This window comes from Pseudomonas sp. SG20052 (assembly GCF_031766055.1).
Taxonomy (GTDB): domain Bacteria; phylum Pseudomonadota; class Gammaproteobacteria; order Pseudomonadales; family Pseudomonadaceae; genus Aquipseudomonas; species Aquipseudomonas mandelii.
Map to the genome: position 1 here is coordinate 4,124,325 of NZ_CP134498.1, position 17,469 is coordinate 4,141,793.

20 protein-coding genes are annotated in these 17,469 nt (G+C 61.3%); 12 read left to right on the forward strand and 8 right to left on the reverse strand.

The window, feature by feature from the left end; all coding sequences use genetic code 11:
• Nucleotides 1-81 precede the first annotated feature (81 nt).
• The 4 genes from pcsA to RHP74_RS18900 all read left to right on the forward strand — a co-directional run bounded on the left by pcsA (nucleotide 82) and on the right by RHP74_RS18900 (nucleotide 2,804).
• Nucleotides 82-804 carry a phosphatidylcholine synthase gene (gene pcsA, locus RHP74_RS18885; protein WP_311096056.1) on the forward strand — a complete coding sequence of 241 codons (723 nt, stop codon included), beginning with the start codon at nucleotides 82-84 and terminating at the stop codon, nucleotides 802-804.
• A 6-nt stretch (nucleotides 805-810) separates the two neighbouring features.
• Complete coding sequence (locus RHP74_RS18890) at nucleotides 811-1,197, forward strand: DUF488 domain-containing protein (RefSeq protein WP_154501179.1); 387 nt, start codon at nucleotides 811-813, stop codon at nucleotides 1,195-1,197.
• A gap of 130 nt (nucleotides 1,198-1,327) precedes the next feature.
• Nucleotides 1,328-1,786 carry a GNAT family N-acetyltransferase gene (locus tag RHP74_RS18895; RefSeq protein WP_102595019.1) on the forward strand — a complete coding sequence of 153 codons (459 nt, stop codon included), beginning with the start codon at nucleotides 1,328-1,330 and terminating at the stop codon, nucleotides 1,784-1,786.
• Nucleotides 1,787-1,877: 91 nt separating this feature from the next.
• Entirely contained in the window at nucleotides 1,878-2,804 is a 927-nt protein-coding gene (locus RHP74_RS18900) for a universal stress protein (protein ID WP_010455496.1), read from the forward strand.
• Between the two features lie 134 nt (nucleotides 2,805-2,938).
• Here the strand turns inward: RHP74_RS18900 and RHP74_RS18905 are convergent, their stop codons facing one another.
• Together RHP74_RS18905 and RHP74_RS18910 are read right to left on the reverse strand one after the other, a co-directional pair.
• A complete protein-coding gene (locus RHP74_RS18905; RefSeq protein WP_077749098.1) occupies nucleotides 2,939-3,751 on the reverse strand; it encodes a class I SAM-dependent methyltransferase in 813 nt (270 codons plus the stop codon).
• A gap of 37 nt (nucleotides 3,752-3,788) precedes the next feature.
• A complete protein-coding gene (locus tag RHP74_RS18910; RefSeq protein WP_077749097.1) occupies nucleotides 3,789-4,058 on the reverse strand; it encodes a DUF4242 domain-containing protein in 270 nt (89 codons plus the stop codon).
• Nucleotides 4,059-4,241: 183 nt separating this feature from the next.
• On the opposite strand from RHP74_RS18910, the gene RHP74_RS18915 reads away from it, so the two are divergent.
• Entirely contained in the window at nucleotides 4,242-5,234 is a 993-nt protein-coding gene (locus tag RHP74_RS18915) for an AraC family transcriptional regulator (protein WP_083376418.1), read from the forward strand.
• A gap of 9 nt (nucleotides 5,235-5,243) precedes the next feature.
• Here the strand turns inward: RHP74_RS18915 and RHP74_RS18920 are convergent, their stop codons facing one another.
• The 3 genes from RHP74_RS18920 to RHP74_RS18930 all read right to left on the reverse strand — a co-directional run bounded on the left by RHP74_RS18920 (nucleotide 5,244) and on the right by RHP74_RS18930 (nucleotide 7,152).
• Nucleotides 5,244-6,452, reverse strand: coding sequence for a cytochrome c biogenesis protein DipZ (locus RHP74_RS18920; protein WP_311096057.1), 1,209 nt, complete (start codon nucleotides 6,450-6,452; stop codon nucleotides 5,244-5,246).
• A 172-nt stretch (nucleotides 6,453-6,624) separates the two neighbouring features.
• Entirely contained in the window at nucleotides 6,625-6,837 is a 213-nt protein-coding gene (locus RHP74_RS18925) for a hypothetical protein (RefSeq protein WP_010455503.1), read from the reverse strand.
• A gap of 48 nt (nucleotides 6,838-6,885) precedes the next feature.
• Nucleotides 6,886-7,152: a DUF2790 domain-containing protein gene (locus RHP74_RS18930; RefSeq protein ID WP_311096058.1), complete on the reverse strand. Its 267-nt coding sequence runs from the start codon at nucleotides 7,150-7,152 to the stop codon at nucleotides 6,886-6,888.
• A 307-nt stretch (nucleotides 7,153-7,459) separates the two neighbouring features.
• On the opposite strand from RHP74_RS18930, the gene RHP74_RS18935 reads away from it, so the two are divergent.
• From RHP74_RS18935 to RHP74_RS18955, 5 genes are all read left to right on the forward strand, one after another.
• On the forward strand, nucleotides 7,460-8,200 hold the full coding sequence (locus RHP74_RS18935) for a response regulator (RefSeq protein ID WP_010455506.1): 741 nt from the start codon (nucleotides 7,460-7,462) through the stop codon (nucleotides 8,198-8,200).
• Entirely contained in the window at nucleotides 8,197-9,507 is a 1,311-nt protein-coding gene (locus RHP74_RS18940) for a HAMP domain-containing sensor histidine kinase (RefSeq protein ID WP_311096059.1), read from the forward strand. The genes RHP74_RS18935 and RHP74_RS18940 overlap by 4 nt, the downstream gene beginning before the upstream one ends.
• A gap of 105 nt (nucleotides 9,508-9,612) precedes the next feature.
• Complete coding sequence (locus RHP74_RS18945) at nucleotides 9,613-10,245, forward strand: CDP-alcohol phosphatidyltransferase family protein (RefSeq protein ID WP_311100515.1); 633 nt, start codon at nucleotides 9,613-9,615, stop codon at nucleotides 10,243-10,245.
• Complete coding sequence (locus tag RHP74_RS18950) at nucleotides 10,232-10,831, forward strand: 1-acyl-sn-glycerol-3-phosphate acyltransferase (RefSeq protein WP_077749092.1); 600 nt, start codon at nucleotides 10,232-10,234, stop codon at nucleotides 10,829-10,831. The genes RHP74_RS18945 and RHP74_RS18950 overlap by 14 nt, the downstream gene beginning before the upstream one ends.
• Nucleotides 10,828-11,775 carry a phosphatidate cytidylyltransferase gene (locus RHP74_RS18955; RefSeq protein WP_010455511.1) on the forward strand — a complete coding sequence of 316 codons (948 nt, stop codon included), beginning with the start codon at nucleotides 10,828-10,830 and terminating at the stop codon, nucleotides 11,773-11,775. Before RHP74_RS18950 ends, RHP74_RS18955 begins: the two co-directional genes overlap by 4 nt.
• A 128-nt stretch (nucleotides 11,776-11,903) precedes the next feature.
• Here the strand turns inward: RHP74_RS18955 and RHP74_RS18960 are convergent, their stop codons facing one another.
• From RHP74_RS18960 to RHP74_RS18970, 3 genes are all read right to left on the reverse strand, one after another.
• Nucleotides 11,904-12,659: a DUF2063 domain-containing protein gene (locus RHP74_RS18960; RefSeq protein ID WP_172791268.1), complete on the reverse strand. Its 756-nt coding sequence runs from the start codon at nucleotides 12,657-12,659 to the stop codon at nucleotides 11,904-11,906.
• Complete coding sequence (locus RHP74_RS18965; RefSeq protein WP_311096060.1) at nucleotides 12,652-13,491, reverse strand: DUF692 domain-containing protein; 840 nt, start codon at nucleotides 13,489-13,491, stop codon at nucleotides 12,652-12,654. The genes RHP74_RS18960 and RHP74_RS18965 overlap by 8 nt, the downstream gene beginning before the upstream one ends.
• A 144-nt stretch (nucleotides 13,492-13,635) precedes the next feature.
• Nucleotides 13,636-14,970 (reverse strand): acetamidase/formamidase family protein, encoded by a 1,335-nt coding sequence (locus RHP74_RS18970; protein WP_311096061.1) that lies wholly within the window; start codon nucleotides 14,968-14,970, stop codon nucleotides 13,636-13,638.
• Between the two features lie 488 nt (nucleotides 14,971-15,458).
• Between RHP74_RS18970 and RHP74_RS18975 the strand changes: the two genes are divergently transcribed.
• Both RHP74_RS18975 and RHP74_RS18980 read left to right on the forward strand, forming a co-directional pair.
• Nucleotides 15,459-16,505, forward strand: a complete 1,047-nt coding sequence (locus RHP74_RS18975; RefSeq protein WP_010455519.1) for a class I SAM-dependent methyltransferase — start codon at nucleotides 15,459-15,461, stop codon at nucleotides 16,503-16,505.
• A 79-nt stretch (nucleotides 16,506-16,584) separates the two neighbouring features.
• Nucleotides 16,585-17,436 (forward strand): NAD-dependent protein deacetylase, encoded by an 852-nt coding sequence (locus tag RHP74_RS18980; protein ID WP_200666507.1) that lies wholly within the window; start codon nucleotides 16,585-16,587, stop codon nucleotides 17,434-17,436.
• Nucleotides 17,437-17,469: the final 33 nt, after the last annotated feature.

Sequence of the window (17,469 nt, forward strand, 5' to 3'; positions counted from 1 at the left end):
CTGCAACCGAACCGGTTTGCCGCCGCCCTTGATAATGAGGGTGATGACTGGCTTGCTTCATCTTTCTGGAGAACGCCCCCCGTGATATCCACCCTACACATCGCCAGACTCAAAGCATGGGGCGCCCATGGTTTTACCGCCACCGGCGTGGTCACTGCCTTCCTCGCCACCCTCGCCTTGCTGGAAAACCAGGCCACCAACTGCTTGCTGTGGCTGGGCGTGGCCCTGATCGTCGATGGGCTGGACGGTGCATTGGCACGCAAGGTCAATGTGCAGTCGGTGTTGCCGAGTTTCGATGGATCGATTCTCGATCTGGTGATCGACTACCTGACGTATGTGTTCATCCCTGCGCTGTTCATCTATCGCTACATCCCCTTGCCGGACTACACGCTGCTGCTGACCGTGTCGCTGATTCTGGTTTCGTCGCTGTTTTGCTTCTGCAACGTCAACATGAAAAGCAAAGACAATTACTTCCAGGGCTTCCCCGCCGCCTGGAACGTCGTGGCCCTGTGCCTGTACATCATCGGCCCGTCGCCGTGGATTACCTTCCTGACGATCATTGGCCTGGCCTTGCTGACCGTGACCCGCATGAAGTTCCTGCACCCGTTCCGCGTGCGCAAGTTCATGCCGATCAACATTGCCGTGACCGCCATCTGGCTGCTGTGCAGCTTGTCGCTGGTGGTCAATCACCCGGTCATCAACCCGATGGTCATGGGGCTTTGGCTGCTAATGTCGGCTTACTTCCTGGGGATCTGCATCTGGCGCACCGCCATGGAGTGGTTCGACGGATCGCGCCAAAAGTAAAGCAGCATGGCCATCCATATCGTTCGACTCGGCTCGCCGCGCCTGCCTGATGAAGGGTTGCGGATCGGCACGGTACGCCGCCCACCTCGTGGTGTACCGAAGGCCGATTTCGCCCGTCGGGACTTTTATGATGTGTGGCAGCCACTGCTGTCGCCGAGTGCGGAACTGGTGGCCGAAGCCAAAGCGGCCACCGATGACAAAGCCTGGGAAGCCTTTCGGCGCAAGTTCAAGGCGGAAATGAACCACCCGGCGCCCAGTCAACTGCTGGATCTGCTGGCCGCCCTCTCCCATCAAACCGCGCTGGCGGTTGGGTGTTATTGCGAGGATGAAGCGCATTGCCATCGTTCTGTGTTGCGGGAGTTGCTGGCAGCACGCGGCGCACAGATTGCCTAGATCCCTGTGGGAGCGAGCCTGCTAGCGATGACTGCTTTCCAGCCGATGTAGATGTCGACTGACACTCAGCCATCGCGAGCAGGCTCGCTCCCACAGGGGAATTGGATGTTCAAAGGACTGAGGTAGCACCATGAAACCGCAAATACGACCCGCCACCGCAGCTGACGCGTCCGCCATCAGCCAGGTCATCATCCAGTCGCTGCGCCAGTCCAATGCACTGGACTACCCACCCGACATCATCGAGCAGGTGGAAAAAAGCTTTTCCACCGAGTCCATTCGCACGCTGCTGACCCAACGCCAGGTGTTCGTCGCAATGATCAACAGTCATATCGTGGCCACGGCCAGCCTTGATCGCGATGTGGTGCGCAGCGTCTTTGTCGACCCGACTCAACAAGGACGCGGCCTCGGGAGGCAATTGATGGCCACGATCGAGTCCATCGCCGCCGAAGCCAAAATCGAGGTCTTGCGCGTCCCCTCCTCCATCACCGCAGAAGCCTTCTACTTCAAGCTGGGCTTTCGAAAAGTCCGCGACGAATTCCACGGAGCCGAGCGCACGATCATCATGGAACGGCGACTGACCTCCCTCTGACTGCCACGCCCACCCAACCTGCGCCGGTCTGACGGACGGGAGGTCGATCATGGTCAATACTTAGGGGATTGAACGACGCGGGAGGTTCGACATGTCTGGTCAATCACGCTTCATGCTGGTCGCCTCGCCACTGATGGAACACAGCCCCGCCTTCGACAGAGCCGCGGCGCTGGCCAAGGCTGAAGATGCGGCGTTGCACATCGTGGCGTTTGATTACCTGGAAGGCCTGGCCACCGCCAGCCTGGTCAACGAAAAGGCCTTGGAACAAATGCGTCTGGGCTACGTTGATCGACACCGCCAGTGGCTCGAAGAACAGGCCCGTCCCCTGCGCAAGATCGGCGTCCACGTCACCACCGAGGTGGCGTGGGTCGAACGCCCGCTGGAAGAAATCCTGATTCACCTCAAAGAGCAGCCGATGGACGTGCTGATCAAGGCGCTGGAGCACGAATCACTGCTGTCGCGGTTGTTGTTTACCCCGCTCGACGTGCATTTGCTGCGTGAATGCCCGGTGCCGCTGCATTTTGTCAGCCATGCCGTTCACGCCCTGCCACGCAAGGTTGTCGCGGCGGTCGATCCTTTTCATCGCGATGATCACTACAAAACGTTCAATGACCGGATCCTGCACGAAGCGTCGAAGCTGGCGAGTGCCTGTAACGCCGAGCTGGACGTGGTCTACGCCTATGACCTTTCCTCGATCAGCGCAGACGAGTTCGGCTTTGACAACGGCTCGGCGTTTTTCAATTCCGGCAAGGCCAAGACCCTGTTCGACTACCAGGAGGACGCCTTCAATGAATTGGCCGAGCGCAACGGCATCGCGCCCGAGCAGCGGCACATGATCATGGGAAACCCGGCCAAGGTCCTGACCCGCTATGTCGACGCCTACGACGTCGACGTGATCGTCATGGGCCGGGTCGGCCATCGCGGTCTGGGCCGGTTGATCGGCAGCACAGTGGAACACCTGCTGTACAAAATGCCCTGCAGCGTGTGGGTGGTGTACACCGAGCGGGTGGATGAGTAACGCTCTTCCAGACACCGCATCCCCCTGTAGGAGCGAGGCTTGCCCGCGAAGACGGAGTATCAGTCGACAACGATGGGCCTGACGCTCCGTCTTCGCGGGCAAGCCTCGCTCCTACAGGGTTTTGTGTTGTCTGGTTAACGTCGGGTGATGACGACCTCCAGGTATTCACTCGGCACCACCACCGATTTCTCTCCCGCTCTGTTCATCCGGTTGATCAGCTCAGTCAGGTCGCTTTCAAAGGCTTGGGCTCCCTCGGGAGACAGCGCCGCGAAGGCCTTGTGGACCGGGCCGTACCAGGTGCGAAACGTGTCGATGAAGTGCGCCGCCGAGCGATAACGGAAGTTGAAGGTGCGGCGCGTCACCTGGACCTGAAAGTCACGCTCATCGAAGTGCGAGTGCAACCAGGCTTCGGTTCCCCAGTTTGAAGGCGGTTGTGCGCCTGGCGGTGGCGGCAGGTGTTTGCCCAGGGTCTTGAACATCTGGCCGACAAAACCTTCAGGTGTCCAGTTGGCCAGGCCGATGCGTCCGCCAGGACGGCAGACCCGCGCCAGTTCTGAAGCCGCTTTGGCCTGATCCGGCGTGAACATCACACCGAAGGTCGAGAGCACCGCATCGAAGCTGGCGTCTTCGAACGGCAGCGCCTCGGCGTCGGCGACCTGGAAGGTCACCTCCAGGCGCTCGGCCCGGGCCCGGTCTTCGCCGCGCTCCAGCAGCGCCGCCACGTAGTCGGTCGAGGTGACGTTGCAGCCTCGGCGTGCAGCGGCGAGCGTCGCATTGCCGTTGCCGGCGGCCACGTCCAGCACGCGTTCGTCGCAGAGCAAGTCACAGGCTTCAGCCAGTTGCTCGCCGACAATTTGCAGGGTAGTGCCGATCACGGCGTAGTCGCCGCTGGCCCAGGAGGCCATCTGGCGGTTTTTCAGGGCAGTGAGATCAAGGGGGGTACTCATTAAATCTGCTCCGTAAGGATTGGAACGCGGGCCCGGCTTACTCCGCCGTGGTCGGATCGATGATGTGAGTGACCTGGGAAATGCGGTTGGCCGGGAAACCGCTCTGCCTGGCGTGCTCCTGGATCAGCGCTTCGCTCGGCGAGATGTATACGCAGTACAACTTGTCACCCGTGACATAACTCTGAAGCCACTGCACCTGCGGCAGGTCGCGCAATGCCCGGCAGGACTTTTGCGAAGCGGCTTTCAAATCCCTTTCTGACAGTGTTCCAGCACCTGGAATCTCGCGCTCTATGACGAACTTTGGCATGGCAACCTCTCATTGTTGTTATTGATGACAGGGTCGGCAGTGGCCCTGTAGGCAAACTATCGCTCCGGCGCGGGCCGGCGTCCTGCCCGATCGTCGGGCAACACTGCCCGATCGTCCGGAGAATTCACGTTACCCGGCAACGCGCTCACAATCAGAAAGCCCTTAGTCGCATGGGAAGTCACCATGGACGCCCTGTCCCAAACCCTGCGCGTCGTCCGCCTGGTCGGCGCGATCTTCATCAATGCCAGGTTCACGGCGCCCTGGTGCTACCAGTCGCCCAGTGCCGACACGGCGGCCCCCTTTCTGGAGCCCGGTGCCGAGCGGGTGGTGATATTCCACCTGATCACCGAAGGCGAGTGCTATGTCGAGATGGGAAACGCTGCGCCGCTGCGCCTGACCGCCGGCGATGTGGTGGTATTCCCCCAGGGCGATGCCCATCGCATGAGCTCGCAACCGGGGCTGACGCCGGTCACTGGCAAGCGGCTGGACGTGGTGCTGGCGCGCCGTCCCCGGCAACTGAGTTACGGCGGAGGCGGCGCGGTCACGCGGCTGGTGTGCGGTTATCTGGCCTGCGATACGCGGTTGGCGGGCATGTTGCTGACGGGATTGCCGGCGGTGGTCCGGGTCAATGTGCGCGGCTCCAATGCCGGAATCTGGCTGGAATCATCGGTCCGTTATGCCTTGGCCGAAGCACGCTCGCCCAGGCCCGGGGGCGAAGGTGTGTTGGCGAAACTGGCCGAGGTGTTGTTCATCGAGGTGTTGCGCCTGTACATGAACGAGCGCGGTGAAGGCCGGACCGGCTGGCTGGCGGGTGTGGGTGACCGGATCGTCGGTGCCGCCCTGAATGCGCTGCACAAAAAACCCTGTCACGCCTGGACCCTGGATGAACTGGCGCGAACCGCCGGCACCTCAAGGTCGGTGTTGGCAGAACGCTTTGCGCAGTTGGTGGGGAGTTCGCCGATGCAGTACCTGACGCAGTGGCGGATGTTGCTGGCGGCGAACCTGTTACGCAGCAGTAACAGTTCGTTGATGCGGATTGCCGAAGAGGTGGGCTACCAGACCGACACGGCCTTCAGCCGTGCCTTTCGTCGAGAGTACGGCGCGCCACCGGCGGCGTGGCGGCGCAATCAGGAGAAAAAACCAATGGCCCGCGGCGCGCAGCCTGTGAGCCATTGATGTCGAGGGTTACGCCGAAGGTGCCTTGGCCTCTTCCAGCAGTTGCTGGATCATCTTTTCCTGGGTTTCGTAGGCGCCTTCACCGAAGTGGGTGTAACGCACCTGACCCTTGGCGTCGATCAGGTAGTGAGCGGGCCAGTACTGGTTGTCGAAGGCGCGCCAGATCGCGTAGTTGTTGTCGATGGCCACCGGGTAGGTGATGCCGAGCTTTTTCACCTGATCCTTGACGTTGTCGATGATGCGCTCGTAACCGTATTCAGGGGTGTGGACGCCGACGACCACCAGGCCATCCTTCTCGTATTTCTTCGCCCAGTCCTTCACATACGGCAGGGTGTGCTGGCAGTTGATGCAGTCGTAGGTCCAGAAGTCCACCAGCACCACTTTGCCTTTGAGCGAATCATTGCTCAGCGCTGGCGAGTTCAGCCACTGGACGGCACCGGACAGCGACGGCATGGCACCCTTGGCGTTGTCCATGGAGTCGGCCCTGACCTTGCTGACGAAGTAGTCAACGACTTTCGGCACGCTTTCCATCACACCCTTCTCGAGGCTGCTGACGCCTTCGGACGAGGTGCCGGCCAACAGTGTCCGGTCGGCACCGGTGGAAATCACCGCCACGGTCGCCAGCACGGCAACACCGGCACCACGACGCAACCAACCAGTGACCGGGATCGACACTTTCAAGCGATTGACCAAACCGCGACCGGCGAAGATCAAGGTCCCCAGGGACAGTGCGCTGCCCAGGCCGTAGGCCAGCAGCAACAGGCTGGTTTGTGCGTTCGCACCCTGGAGCATGGCGCCGGTGAGAATCACCCCGAGGATCGGGCCGGCACACGGCGCCCAGAGCAGCCCTGTGGCCACACCGATCATGACCGAACCCAGCGGGCCGGACATTTTGCGGGTGTCGGGATCAAGGCGATTGCCCAGCGCCACGAACGGGCGGGCCATCCAGTCACCGACACGGGCGGAAATCAGCGACAGAGCAAACAATCCCATCACGAAGAGCGCGACGTGACGACCGGTGTTGTTGGCTTGCACCACCCATTCGCTGCTGACCACCGCCAGGCTGGCGATCAGGGCAAAGGTCAGGACCATGCCGCCAAGGGTCAGCAGAATGGATGAACGGGTGCGTTTGACACCAGCGAACAGGAACGGCACCACCGGGAGGATGCAGGGGCTGAGGACGGTCAATATGCCGCCCAGAAAAGCGATGAGAAACATGGTAATCACCTTGAAAATAGAGAAGAACGACACACCACCTACCCCCTGTAGGAGTGAGCCTGCTCGCGATGGCGGTGTGTCAGATAACACTGATGTCGATTGACACTCCGCCATCGCGAGCAGGCTCGCTCCTACACTGGAATTGTGGTGTTCACAAAACAGGGTTCGGGCATCAGGCCTTCTGGTTTTCCTGTAGCTGACCTTGCGGCGTGCGGCTCGAGCCGTCCTGTGCGAGGAAGGCATGAGCGCCCTGCTCGGCCACCGGCGTCAGCTGGAAGCAGGTCGCACTGCCACAGCTTTTCTGTTCAACAGCGGCATTGGCATGGGCAGCCGCGCCGGCTGCGGAGAAAGCAACAGCGGTCAAAAAGCGGGTGACGTTGTTCATGGTGTTCTTCCTGTTTCAAAGGGGGTTGGCAATCGGTCCGCGAAGGACTCAGTTGTCCGCGTTGCAGCCGTCAGCAAATTTGCGGTAATCCAGCACCTGGGTTTTGTGCTGGGAATCGAGGTAGGTCAGCTGGGCATTCACAACCCCGCAGGAAGGCGCGGCGTCTTCTTTCAACGACACCACTTTCTTGATGTCCAGGTGGGTGCCGTAGGTGTAGGTTTTGGCGCTGACATCGGTGGCTTCGGCGCGGGCCGACAAGGTGCAGATGTTCAGGGCGGCAAACAGGCAAGCGGCGTAGATGGCTTTGGTGTTCATGGCGGTTTCCTCAAGGCTTCAATGGGTAGGTCGTTCGATTGAGCAGAGGCGGTGTGGGTTGCCTCGATGGAACCCATTAGAAGCTCGCGAGGTATCTCGTCTGTGTCGAAAACAGCCGCGTGTAAATCGGTACGTATCAAAGCCGGCCCCTGATACAGAGCGATACAAAACCCCTGGAAAACCGCATTTTTGCCTTTGCATGTATCCGTCGCTACGCCAGATACACTGCAATACAAAGGGCTGCGGGCGAGCGGGCCAAGGCCCGATAGACTGCGCAACATCCCCCATTGATAGAGGCTTGGCCCCCATGGAACACGTCGATCACATTCTCATCGTGGACGATGACCGCGAGATCCGGGAACTGGTAGGCAACTACCTCAAGAAGAACGGCCTGCGCACCACGGTCGTCGCCGATGGACGCCAGATGCGCAGCTTCCTTGAGTCCACGCCGGTGGACCTGATCGTGCTCGACATCATGATGCCGGGCGACGACGGCCTGATGCTCTGCCGCGAGTTGCGCGCCGGCAAACACAAGGCCACGCCGGTGCTGATGCTCACTGCCCGCAACGACGAAACCGACCGCATCATCGGCCTGGAAATGGGCGCCGACGATTACTTGGTCAAGCCATTCGCCGCCCGTGAACTGCTCGCGCGAATCAACGCCGTACTGCGCCGCACGCGGATGCTGCCGCCAAACCTGGTGGTCACCGAAAGCGGTCGCCTGCTGGCGTTCGGGCGCTGGCGCCTGGACACCTCGGCCCGGCACTTGCTGGACGAAGACGGCACCATGGTCGCGCTCAGCGGTGCGGAATACCGATTGCTGCGGGTGTTCCTCGATCACCCGCAGCGGGTGCTCAATCGCGACCAGTTGCTCAATCTGACCCAGGGCCGCGACGCCGATCTGTTTGACCGTTCCATCGATTTGCTGGTCAGCCGCTTGCGCCAGCGCTTGCTGGACGATGCCCGCGAACCGGCCTACATCAAAACCGTGCGCAGTGAGGGCTATGTGTTTTCGCTGCCGGTGGAAGTGCTCGGTGCGCCGTCATGAACCTCACCCTTCGTTGGCCCCGCACCCTGGCCTCGCGCCTCTCGCTGATCTTTCTGATTGGCCTGATCCTGGCGCAGGCGCTGTCCTTCGGCGCGCAGTATTACGAGCGTTACGAAAGCGCGAAAAACACCATGCTCGGCAATCTGGAAACCGACGTCTCGACCTCCATCGCCATTCTTGACCGCTTGCCAGCCGAAGAACGCATGGGTTGGCTGCAACAACTGAACCGCCGCAACTACCGTTATTTGCTCGACGAAGGTTCGCCGGGCGTGGCCATGAGCGACACGCCCATCGCGATGACATCGATCAAGGACGCCATCGGCAAGGATTACCCGATGACCGTGACGGACATTCCCGGCGAACAGAAACACTTTCAGGTGCACCTGAAACTCGCGGACGGCAGCCCGGTGACCATCGACGTCAGGCCATCGATGGTGCCGTTGTCGCCGTGGTTGCCCATCGTTCTGCTGGGCCAGTTGGCGCTGATGATCCTCTGCACCTGGCTGGCGGTGAGAATCGCCATCCGCCCCCTCACCCGCCTTGCCGAGGCCGTGGACAACCTTGATCCCAACACCCACGCGGTGCACCTGGACGAACAAGGCCCGACCGAAGTCGCACACGCCGCCATCGCCTTCAATTCGATGCAGGCACGCATCGCCGCGTACTTGAAAGAGCGCATGCAACTGCTGGCGGCGATTTCCCACGACCTGCAAACCCCGATCACCCGCATGAAACTGCGCGCCGAATTCATGGACGACTGCAGCGAAAAAGACAAACTGTGGAGCGATCTCAGTGAGATGGAACACCTGGTGCGCGAAGGCGTGGCCTATGCCCGCAGCGTTCACGGCGCCACCGAAGAAAGCCGCCGCACCGACCTCGATTCATTCCTCGACAGTCTGGTGTTTGACTACCAGGACGTGGGCAAAGACGTGACCTTGGGTGGCAAAAGTGGCGCGGTGATCGACACCCGGCCCCATGCCTTGCGGCGGGTACTGGTAAACCTGACGGATAACGCTCTGAAGTTCGCCGGCGCCGCCGAGCTGTGGGTGGAAGCGAAAAACGGCGGCCTCTCGGTGAAGATCATGGATCGCGGACCGGGCATTGCCGAAGAGGAACTGGCCCACGTGATGGAGCCGTTTTATCGGGTAGAGAATTCGCGCAATCGCAGCACCGGCGGCACGGGGCTGGGGTTGGCGATCGCGCAGCAATTGGCGTTGGCGCTCGGGGGATCGTTGACGTTGAGCAATCGCGAGGGCGGCGGGTTGTGTGCGGAGTTGAAGTTACCGCTTCGACCTGGCAGTCAGTAAACAGACACAAAGGCCAAGGAAAGCCTTTATATTGTCGGACACCGTCGTGCAGCAGCCGACGGCGATGCCCTGATAGCAACCGACACCTATATGGATATTGGCAAAATGGATGACAACAGAAGGCCCATCAAGACGCGCTCTGCGGGCTGGGCGAAATACATCACCGACCTTCTGGTGAAACGAGACATCTCCCCCAATCAGATCTCCGTCGCCAGCATCGCCTTCGCGCTCGCCGGGGCGGCGGCACTGAATCTCGATAACGGGCTCATCGGCTCGGTCCTCTGCGCCGTCGGCATTCAATTGCGCCTGCTGTGCAACCTCTTCGACGGGATGGTAGCGATCGAGGGCGGCAAGAAATCCGACATCGGCAGCCTCTACAACGAATTCCCCGACCGCATTGCCGACAGCCTGCTGATCGTCGCGCTGGGGTATGCCATCGGCTACGCCGATCTTGGCTGGTTCGCGGCGCTGGCCGCGGCACTGACGGCGTATGTCAGGGTGTTCGGCGGTTCGATTGGCCTGAAGCAGAGTTTCATCGGCCCAATGGCCAAGCAGCATCGAATGGCCGTGATGACTGTGGCCCTTCTGTTGAATGCTGTCGAGGCCAGCGTTTATGGCACTCACTACGTGCTGTTGATCGCGCTGGTCATCATAGCGGCCGGATCCGCCGCGACCTGCGTCACGCGAACCTTGGCCATCTCGCGCCAGCTGAAGGGGAATCACCATGTGGATCAGTAACGCGCTGATTTCTGTTCTTCGCTTTCTGATCGGCGTCACCGCCCGATGGGAAAGCCCGCCGGACCTGACACGCCAGCGCATCTATTTCGCCAATCACTCCAGCCACATGGACACCCTGGCAATCATCGCGGCGCTGCCCCCGGAAGCCCGGGTGAACGTGAAACCGGTCGCCGCTGCGGATTACTGGGGAAAGAACAAATTTCTGTCGTACATCTCGCAAAAAGGCCTGAACGCAGTGCTGATCGAGCGAAACCCGGCGCCCGGCGTTAACGTGCTGGAGCCGATTTTCGATGTGGTGCGCGCCGGCCATTCGATCATCATCTTTCCGGAAGGCACGCGTGGCAGCGAGGCGTTGCCCGGTCCTTTCAAATCAGGGCTGTACCGTTTGGCCGAGACATTCCCCGAGGTGGATCTGGTGCCCATCTACCTGGAAAACCTGCATCGCTCCATGCCGAAAGGCAAACACGTCCCGCTGCCCATTATCTGCACGATCCGTATCGGCGACCCGCTGCCGAGGATAAGCGGCGAGGAAAAACAGGTGTTTCTGGATCGGGCGCGTGAAGCGATTGTGAGGTTGTCGGAATGAATCTTGACGAAAAGTTCTTGTGGTTCTTCGGCGCCATTGCCGTCCTGTTGGCAATCGCTTCGGTCATCGGCCGGATTCTGGCGAAGCGCGCCAAAACAGAAAGCTCGATGTCGACCATCGAGAACCTCAACCAGCGGGTGAATGCCTGGTGGGGCATGGTCATCATCTTCTTCGTGTCCTACCTGCTGGGCGGGAACGCGACGGTTATTCTGTTCGGCTTCATTTCGCTGTTCGCGCTCAGGGAGTTCATTACCCTGACGCCGACCCGGCTGGGCGACCATAACGCGCTGTTTTCGGCGTTCTTCATTCTGATCCCGCTGCAATACGTGCTGATCGGCACGCACTGGTATTCGCTGTTCACCCTGTTGATTCCGGTGTACGCGTTCCTGCTATTGCCGGCGATTGCGGTGCTGAGCCAGGACACCGACGCTTTTCTGGAACGGGCGGCCAAGATTCAGTGGGGAGTGATGATTTGCGTCTACTGCATCAGCCACGCGCCGGCCCTATTGCTGCTGGACCTGGAAGGTTTCAAGGGGCAGAACGCGCTGCTGCTGTTCTATCTCGTGTTCGTCGTGCAACTGAGTGACGTGTTGCAGTACGTGTTCGGCAAACTATTGGGCAAGCACAAAGTTGCGCCGCTGGTGAGTCCGTCGAAAACGGTGGAAGGCTTGGTCGGTGGCGGTCTGTCGGCCACGTTGATTGGCGGGTGCATGTTCTGGATGACCCCGTTCAGTTTCTGGCAGTCGCTGCTGATGTCGCTGGTGATCGTGGTGATGGGTTTTCTCGGTGGGCTGGTCATGTCCGCCATCAAGCGCAGCCTGAGCGCCAAGGATTGGGGGACCATGATCAAAGGGCATGGCGGCATGCTGGATCGGATGGATTCGATTTGTTTCGCGGCACCGATCTTCTTTCACCTGACGCGGTATTTCTTTTCCGCCCCATAAAATGGACACCACCCCCTGTCAGTGATCGTTCCCACGCTCTGCGTGGGAATGCAGCCCGGGACGCTCCGCGTCCCTGAAGCGGACGCGGAGCGACCGGTGAGGCATTCCCACGCAGAGCGTGGGAACAATCATGCAAACCCAATCACCCCTTCCCCATGCATCTGCCGCAACAATGCCGTGCCACTCGCCATAAACTCCGGCGATCCAACGGCCCCCGCCTCCACTGCCAGCCCTTCCAACTGCGCCTGCCCGTCCAGCTCGGGAAATTCCTCGATCCGCTGCAACAACCGCCACGCCAGCGGGCTCAGCTCGGAAAATTTCACACTCCAGTCCTCGGCTCGACGCACCAGCAGCAAAGTCGGTTGAACCGGTGGCGCTTCCGGTTGATGATCCGGCCCCACCAACTGCACCGGCCAGGCATAAGCCAACGGCCACGCCAACGGTGACACCAGCAACGGTCGCGCCAGAATCAACGCCACATCACTCGGCGGCAACGGCTCCGCTTCGGACTGTTGCAACGCCATTTCGACCCACTCGTAATGCGCCAGCTCCACCATGAACGGAGGCCACACACCTTCGCTCAATGCACTCGGTTCCGAGGCCAGGAACTCGACAAACTCCTGGGCGATTTCGCCGAATTTCGGGGTACGCGCACGACAGTCCCGCAGGAAGATCCGTACCAGCGAACGCCAGCGCTCATCACCGAGAATCTTGATCAGCACCGGAAAGGTCCCGCTGAGCAACAACGACAGGTTGGAAAAAATCAGGTCGCGGTAAACCTGTGCCCGCGCCACATCCATCCCGGCTGGCGGCGCGCAATGGTCCGGGTCACGCAGGTACAGACCCAATGTGTTTTGCTGGTCAAACAGGCCTGGCTTATCCACGGTTCACCCCCTCGGCCTGCAAGCGACGAATAGTCTGCAATTCAGTCACCAGTTCAGTGAATGCGGGGAAGTTGAAATCCCGCTCCAGCAATGTCGGTTGCGCGCCAAACCGGGCGTAGGCCTGGGCCAGCAACGACCAGACCACCGGTTTCACCGACGCGCCATGGGTGTCGATTTTCAACGTGTCGGACTCATCGAAGTGCCCGGCCACGTGCATCGCCACCACCCGGCCCGAATCGATGCCGGCCAGAAAGGTCTGCGGATCGAAGCCATGGTTGATCGAGTTGACGTAGACATTGTTGACGTCCAGCAACAGGTCACAATCGGCTTCACGCAGGACCGCGTTGGTGAAGGTCACTTCGTCCATATCCTGCTGGGGCGCGGCGTAGTAGGAGACGTTTTCCACCGCCAGGCGCCGGCCGAGAATGTCCTGGGCCTGGCGAATTCGCGCGGACACGTGGTGCACCGCTTCTTCGGTAAACGGCAACGGCAACAGGTCGTAAAGGTGACCGTCATCGCTGCAATAACTCAAGTGCTCGCTGTACAGCGGCACGTTGTAGTGATCGAGGAACACCCGCACTTCCTGCAAAAACCCGACGTCCAGCGGTGCCGGCCCACCCAGCGACAGCGACAAGCCGTGGCAAGACAACGGAAAACGCTCGGCCAGGGCCCGCAGCGCATGGCCATGGGCGCCGCCGATGCCGATCCAGTTTTCCGGCGCGACTTCCAGGAAATCGAAATCGCCGGTACGGGCGGCCTGAAGGTCCTTCATTAATCCGCGACGCAAGCCAAGCCCGACGGTGGCTTTCGCTGAGGTGATGGAGGTCTGCATGGTGTCGATCTCAAGGGTTGCCAGTACGGAGTCACAGTTAACCGAAGCGATGTATCGGGGCTGTGTTCCGGTTCGGCAGAACATCGTGGCGGTTGTATCGCCGACGGGCCTGTACACACTCCGGTACAGACCCTTCGGCAGGCATTACGCCAGGTCGTATTTCTCGCGTACCAGATGGCCGATGCCGATGCGATCGAGCACGTTCATCGGGCACAGGAAGGTCACGCGCACGGTGCCCGGCAGGCGGCTGATGTCGATCGAGCCGGTGATGGTCGCGCGGTTGAGCACTTCGTCATACGGCAAACCGGTGACCGAAGCGGCACGTTTCAAGCCGTTCTCGACGGCGACGTTGAGGTTCTCGCCGCTGCCGATAAAGGTGATCGGCCCGCTCTGCTCGATTTCATGCTGACCCCAGCGCTCGCCCAGTTCGCGGACTTTCTGCCGTTGTCGGGCATTCATGGGCCGGGCCATCGGCGGCAGATCGTCGAGGTTTTGCAGGAGGATCGGCCCGTCCAGGGTCAGGTTCTTCACCACTTGCACCACCACTTCGGTTTCCCCGGAGCAGTCGGTGGCGTGCCCTGCGATCTCGCCGTTGCCTTGCTGGGCATGCATGTCGCCCATGTACACACCGGCCCCCGGCACTTTCACCGGACAGATCAACACGCAGCCTTCGCGGATCGAGTTGGTGTCCATGTGGCCGTCGGTCTTGGCCGCGTGCAGCTCTTCGCGGGTCATGCCGAAACGGTGTGGGGCGTTGATCAGGTATTGGCCGAAATCGGCGCAGTTGTGCGAATCGGGCAAGTCACGGGACGGCGTGGTGCCGATGTTGCCGAGGAACGGGCGCATCTGCGCGGCAACTCCGGGGATGTCGGCACGGGCCAGAGACAGGATCGAATGCTGGGCGGCGAATTCCGGCAGCGCCGACATCTCAGAGGCATTGCCGGCCAGTCGGTTGGCGACGTCCTGGTTGACGGTCAGGCTGACCTGATTCTGTGCATCGAACACGATCACGTAGCCATGGCTGAAGCGAAACGCACTGACCTCGGCGCCGCAGTTGTTACAGCGAATCGACTCCTCGCCAATGCCTTCGACATGACTGGCCGGGTGGTCGGTGCCGCACTTGGAGCAAAATTTGGCGACAAACGGGTCGCCGTTGTAGCGCCCCTCAACGAAGCTCATGACCCCGGACGACGTCGCCAGCGAGGTGACGCGCATGCTCTTGATCTTGATCGCCACGGCGTCGCCGATTTCCGCGCCAGCGATGGCCACCGGTTGCGTCACTTCGTGGCCGCCCTCGAAGGCGGGCGTGATCATCGGGCCCCAGCAACCCGGCGGTGTGCCGGTGATCAGGGTGCCGCCGTCGGCCAGAGGGCCGAGCATCGGCTGGCTGGGGCCAATGAGACCGTTGGTGTACTGATCGACGCGCAGATGGTTGACGGGAGCGGATTTCAGGTCGGTTTCAGGCACGAGCGTGGTCATTATTGTTCCCTTCACGGAGTCACGAGCAAAGACGGCCGCCTGTTGCGACGACCCTGAAAAGTGCCTCGACAGCCCCGGATTTCGGGCGCTGGTTAGCCTTTACAGTTCATCGCAGGTTTGTATCTGGTCTGTGTTCGGTGGGAGCCGCGAATGAAGTGGAATGTATCGGGACGGCGGCTGGATACAGTGCGATACACGTCGCAAATTCTTGTAGGAGCGAGGCTTGCCCGCGAAGACGGAGTGTCAGGCAATACTTTTGTCGACTGACACGGCGACTTCGCGGGCAAGCCTCGCGCCTACAGGGGATTTGTGTCGGCCAGGGGAATGGCGCTTTCGTCGCTTCAGGCCGCCGCGCACGGGGCTCGGACTAAACTTACTGCACGCGGGACGTGCACAGCGTCCTGTTCATTCCCACGACCACCGCCCAGAGGTGTACGCCTCGATAAACAAGGCCTCTGGACCGTGATCCTGCTGAAGGAGCACATGTGATGGACGAGGCCAGACTCAATGACTTCATGGGCAAACTGGTGAACGACATGGGCGGCGCGGCGATGCTTGCCAACGTCATCCTCGGCGAAGAGCTCGGCCTGTACCGGGCCATGGCCGACAGTCAGCCGATCACCCCTGAAGCACTCGCCGACAAGACCGGCTGCAACCCCCGCCTGCTGCGCGAATGGCTCAGCGCCCACGCCGCTTCCGGTTACATGGAACACGAGGGCGGCCAGTTCCGCCTGCCCGAAGAGCAAGCCCTGGCGCTGGCGATCGAAGACTCGCCGGTCTATATCGCCGGCGGTATCGGGGTGGTCGCGTCGTTTTTCCATGACAAGGACAAACTGGTCAACGCCATGCGCGGCAACGGCGCCCTGGCCTGGGGCGATCACCATCCGTGCATGTTCAGCGGCACGGAGCGGTTCTTCCGCCCAGGGTACAAAGCGCACCTGATCGCCGAGTGGCTGCCGGCCCTGGAAGGCGTGGTCGCCAAATTACAGGCGGGCGCCAAAGTCGCCGACATCGGCTGCGGACACGGCGCCTCCACGGTGATCATGGCCCAGGCGTTCCCGGACTCGCGGTTCGTCGGCTTCGACTACCACGCACCGTCCGTCACCGTCGCGACCCAGCGCGCCGAAGAAGGTGGCGTGTCCGGGCGCGCGCGGTTCTTTCAGGGCACGGCGAAAAGCTTCCCCGGCGACGACTATGACCTGATCTGCTATTTCGACTGCCTGCACGACATGGGCGACCCGGTGGGCGCGGCGAAACACGCCTATGACGCTCTGAAACCGGACGGCACGGTGCTGCTGGTGGAACCGTTCGCCAACGACTCGCTGGACGACAACGTCACCCCGGTTGGCCGGCTGTTCTACGCCGCCTCGACCTTCATTTGCACGCCGAACTCGCTGTCCCAGGAAGTCGGCCTTGGGCTCGGCGCTCAGGCGGGTGAAGCGCGGTTGCGCAAGGTCTTCACTGAAGCAGGGTTCAAGACTTTCCGGCGGGCCACGGAAACGCCGTTCAACCTGATTCTGGAGGCACGAAAATAACCACGCCGCTCAAGGGCTCGCATTCGGCAGGTTGGCAAGTGCTACGCTGCAAACACTCAAGAGACCCGGAGTGTTGAACATGCTTGACCGCCGCATCCGCGAACAACTCGATCGGCTCCAGCAGCTGATGGCCGAGCAGCCGTTCATGGTCCTGACCGGCGCCGGCATCAGCACCCCGTCGGGCATTCCAGACTACCGCGACAACGAGGGCGTTCGGCGTGGCCGGCAACCGATGATGTATCAGGAGTTCCTGTCGGCCCCGGAATCACGGCGCCGCTATTGGGCGCGGGCGATGCTCGGCTGGCCGCGCGTGCGCCAGGCTCAACCGAACGTGGCCCACGAAGCCCTGGCCAGTCTGCAAAGCAGCCGGCAGATCAGCGGGCTGATCACTCAGAACGTCGACACCTTGCACGATCAGGCCGGCAGCCATGATGTGATCGAACTTCACGGCAGCTTGCACCGGGTGCTGTGCCTGGACTGCGGACAGCGCAGCGAGCGGGATTCGATCCAGCACCTGATGGAGGCGCAGAATCCCTATCTGACCGGGGTCGATGCGGTGCAGGCGCCGGATGGCGACACGTTGCTGGATCCGGCGTTCGAGGCGCGGTTCCAGGTGCCGCATTGCCCGCATTGCGCGGGTGAGCGGATGAAGCCGGACGTGGTGTTTTTTGGCGAGAACGTCGCGCAGGTGACGGCGGCCAAGGCCATGGCGGCGGTGGAACAGGCGGCGGGATTGTTGGTGGTGGGCTCTTCGTTGATGGCGTATTCGGCGTTTCGCTTGTGCCGGGTGGTGGCGGATCAGGGCAAGCCGTTGATGGCGATCAATCTGGGCAAGACCCGGGCAGATGACCTCCTGGATATGAAGATTGAGGCCTCGTGCGAACAGCTGTTGCCCTTGCTGGCACAGCACCTCTCCCCCTCATCACCCTAAACCCCTGTAGGAGCGAAGCTTGCTCGCGAAGGC

What these genes read in the sequence shown, in the direction of transcription:
- RHP74_RS18980 (WP_200666507.1), top strand. Translation starts at nt 16,585, where the DNA reads ATGCTTGACCGCCGCATCCGCGAACAACTCGATCGGCTCCAGCAGCTG.
- RHP74_RS18925 (WP_010455503.1), bottom strand. Translation starts at nt 6,837, where the DNA reads ATGAACAACGTCACCCGCTTTTTGACCGCTGTTGCTTTCTCCGCAGCC.
- RHP74_RS18910 (WP_077749097.1), bottom strand. Translation starts at nt 4,058, where the DNA reads ATGCCAAAGTTCGTCATAGAGCGCGAGATTCCAGGTGCTGGAACACTG.
- RHP74_RS18955 (WP_010455511.1), top strand. Translation starts at nt 10,828, where the DNA reads ATGAATCTTGACGAAAAGTTCTTGTGGTTCTTCGGCGCCATTGCCGTC.
- RHP74_RS18895 (WP_102595019.1), top strand. Translation starts at nt 1,328, where the DNA reads ATGAAACCGCAAATACGACCCGCCACCGCAGCTGACGCGTCCGCCATC.
- RHP74_RS18940 (WP_311096059.1), top strand. Translation starts at nt 8,197, where the DNA reads ATGAACCTCACCCTTCGTTGGCCCCGCACCCTGGCCTCGCGCCTCTCG.
- RHP74_RS18965 (WP_311096060.1), bottom strand. Translation starts at nt 13,491, where the DNA reads ATGCAGACCTCCATCACCTCAGCGAAAGCCACCGTCGGGCTTGGCTTG.
- RHP74_RS18920 (WP_311096057.1), bottom strand. Translation starts at nt 6,452, where the DNA reads ATGTTTCTCATCGCTTTTCTGGGCGGCATATTGACCGTCCTCAGCCCC.
- RHP74_RS18950 (WP_077749092.1), top strand. Translation starts at nt 10,232, where the DNA reads ATGTGGATCAGTAACGCGCTGATTTCTGTTCTTCGCTTTCTGATCGGC.
- RHP74_RS18900 (WP_010455496.1), top strand. Translation starts at nt 1,878, where the DNA reads ATGTCTGGTCAATCACGCTTCATGCTGGTCGCCTCGCCACTGATGGAA.
- RHP74_RS18905 (WP_077749098.1), bottom strand. Translation starts at nt 3,751, where the DNA reads ATGAGTACCCCCCTTGATCTCACTGCCCTGAAAAACCGCCAGATGGCC.
- RHP74_RS18915 (WP_083376418.1), top strand. Translation starts at nt 4,242, where the DNA reads ATGGACGCCCTGTCCCAAACCCTGCGCGTCGTCCGCCTGGTCGGCGCG.
- RHP74_RS18975 (WP_010455519.1), top strand. Translation starts at nt 15,459, where the DNA reads ATGGACGAGGCCAGACTCAATGACTTCATGGGCAAACTGGTGAACGAC.
- RHP74_RS18945 (WP_311100515.1), top strand. Translation starts at nt 9,613, where the DNA reads ATGGATGACAACAGAAGGCCCATCAAGACGCGCTCTGCGGGCTGGGCG.
- RHP74_RS18935 (WP_010455506.1), top strand. Translation starts at nt 7,460, where the DNA reads ATGGAACACGTCGATCACATTCTCATCGTGGACGATGACCGCGAGATC.
- RHP74_RS18890 (WP_154501179.1), top strand. Translation starts at nt 811, where the DNA reads ATGGCCATCCATATCGTTCGACTCGGCTCGCCGCGCCTGCCTGATGAA.
- RHP74_RS18930 (WP_311096058.1), bottom strand. Translation starts at nt 7,152, where the DNA reads ATGAACACCAAAGCCATCTACGCCGCTTGCCTGTTTGCCGCCCTGAAC.
- RHP74_RS18970 (WP_311096061.1), bottom strand. Translation starts at nt 14,970, where the DNA reads ATGACCACGCTCGTGCCTGAAACCGACCTGAAATCCGCTCCCGTCAAC.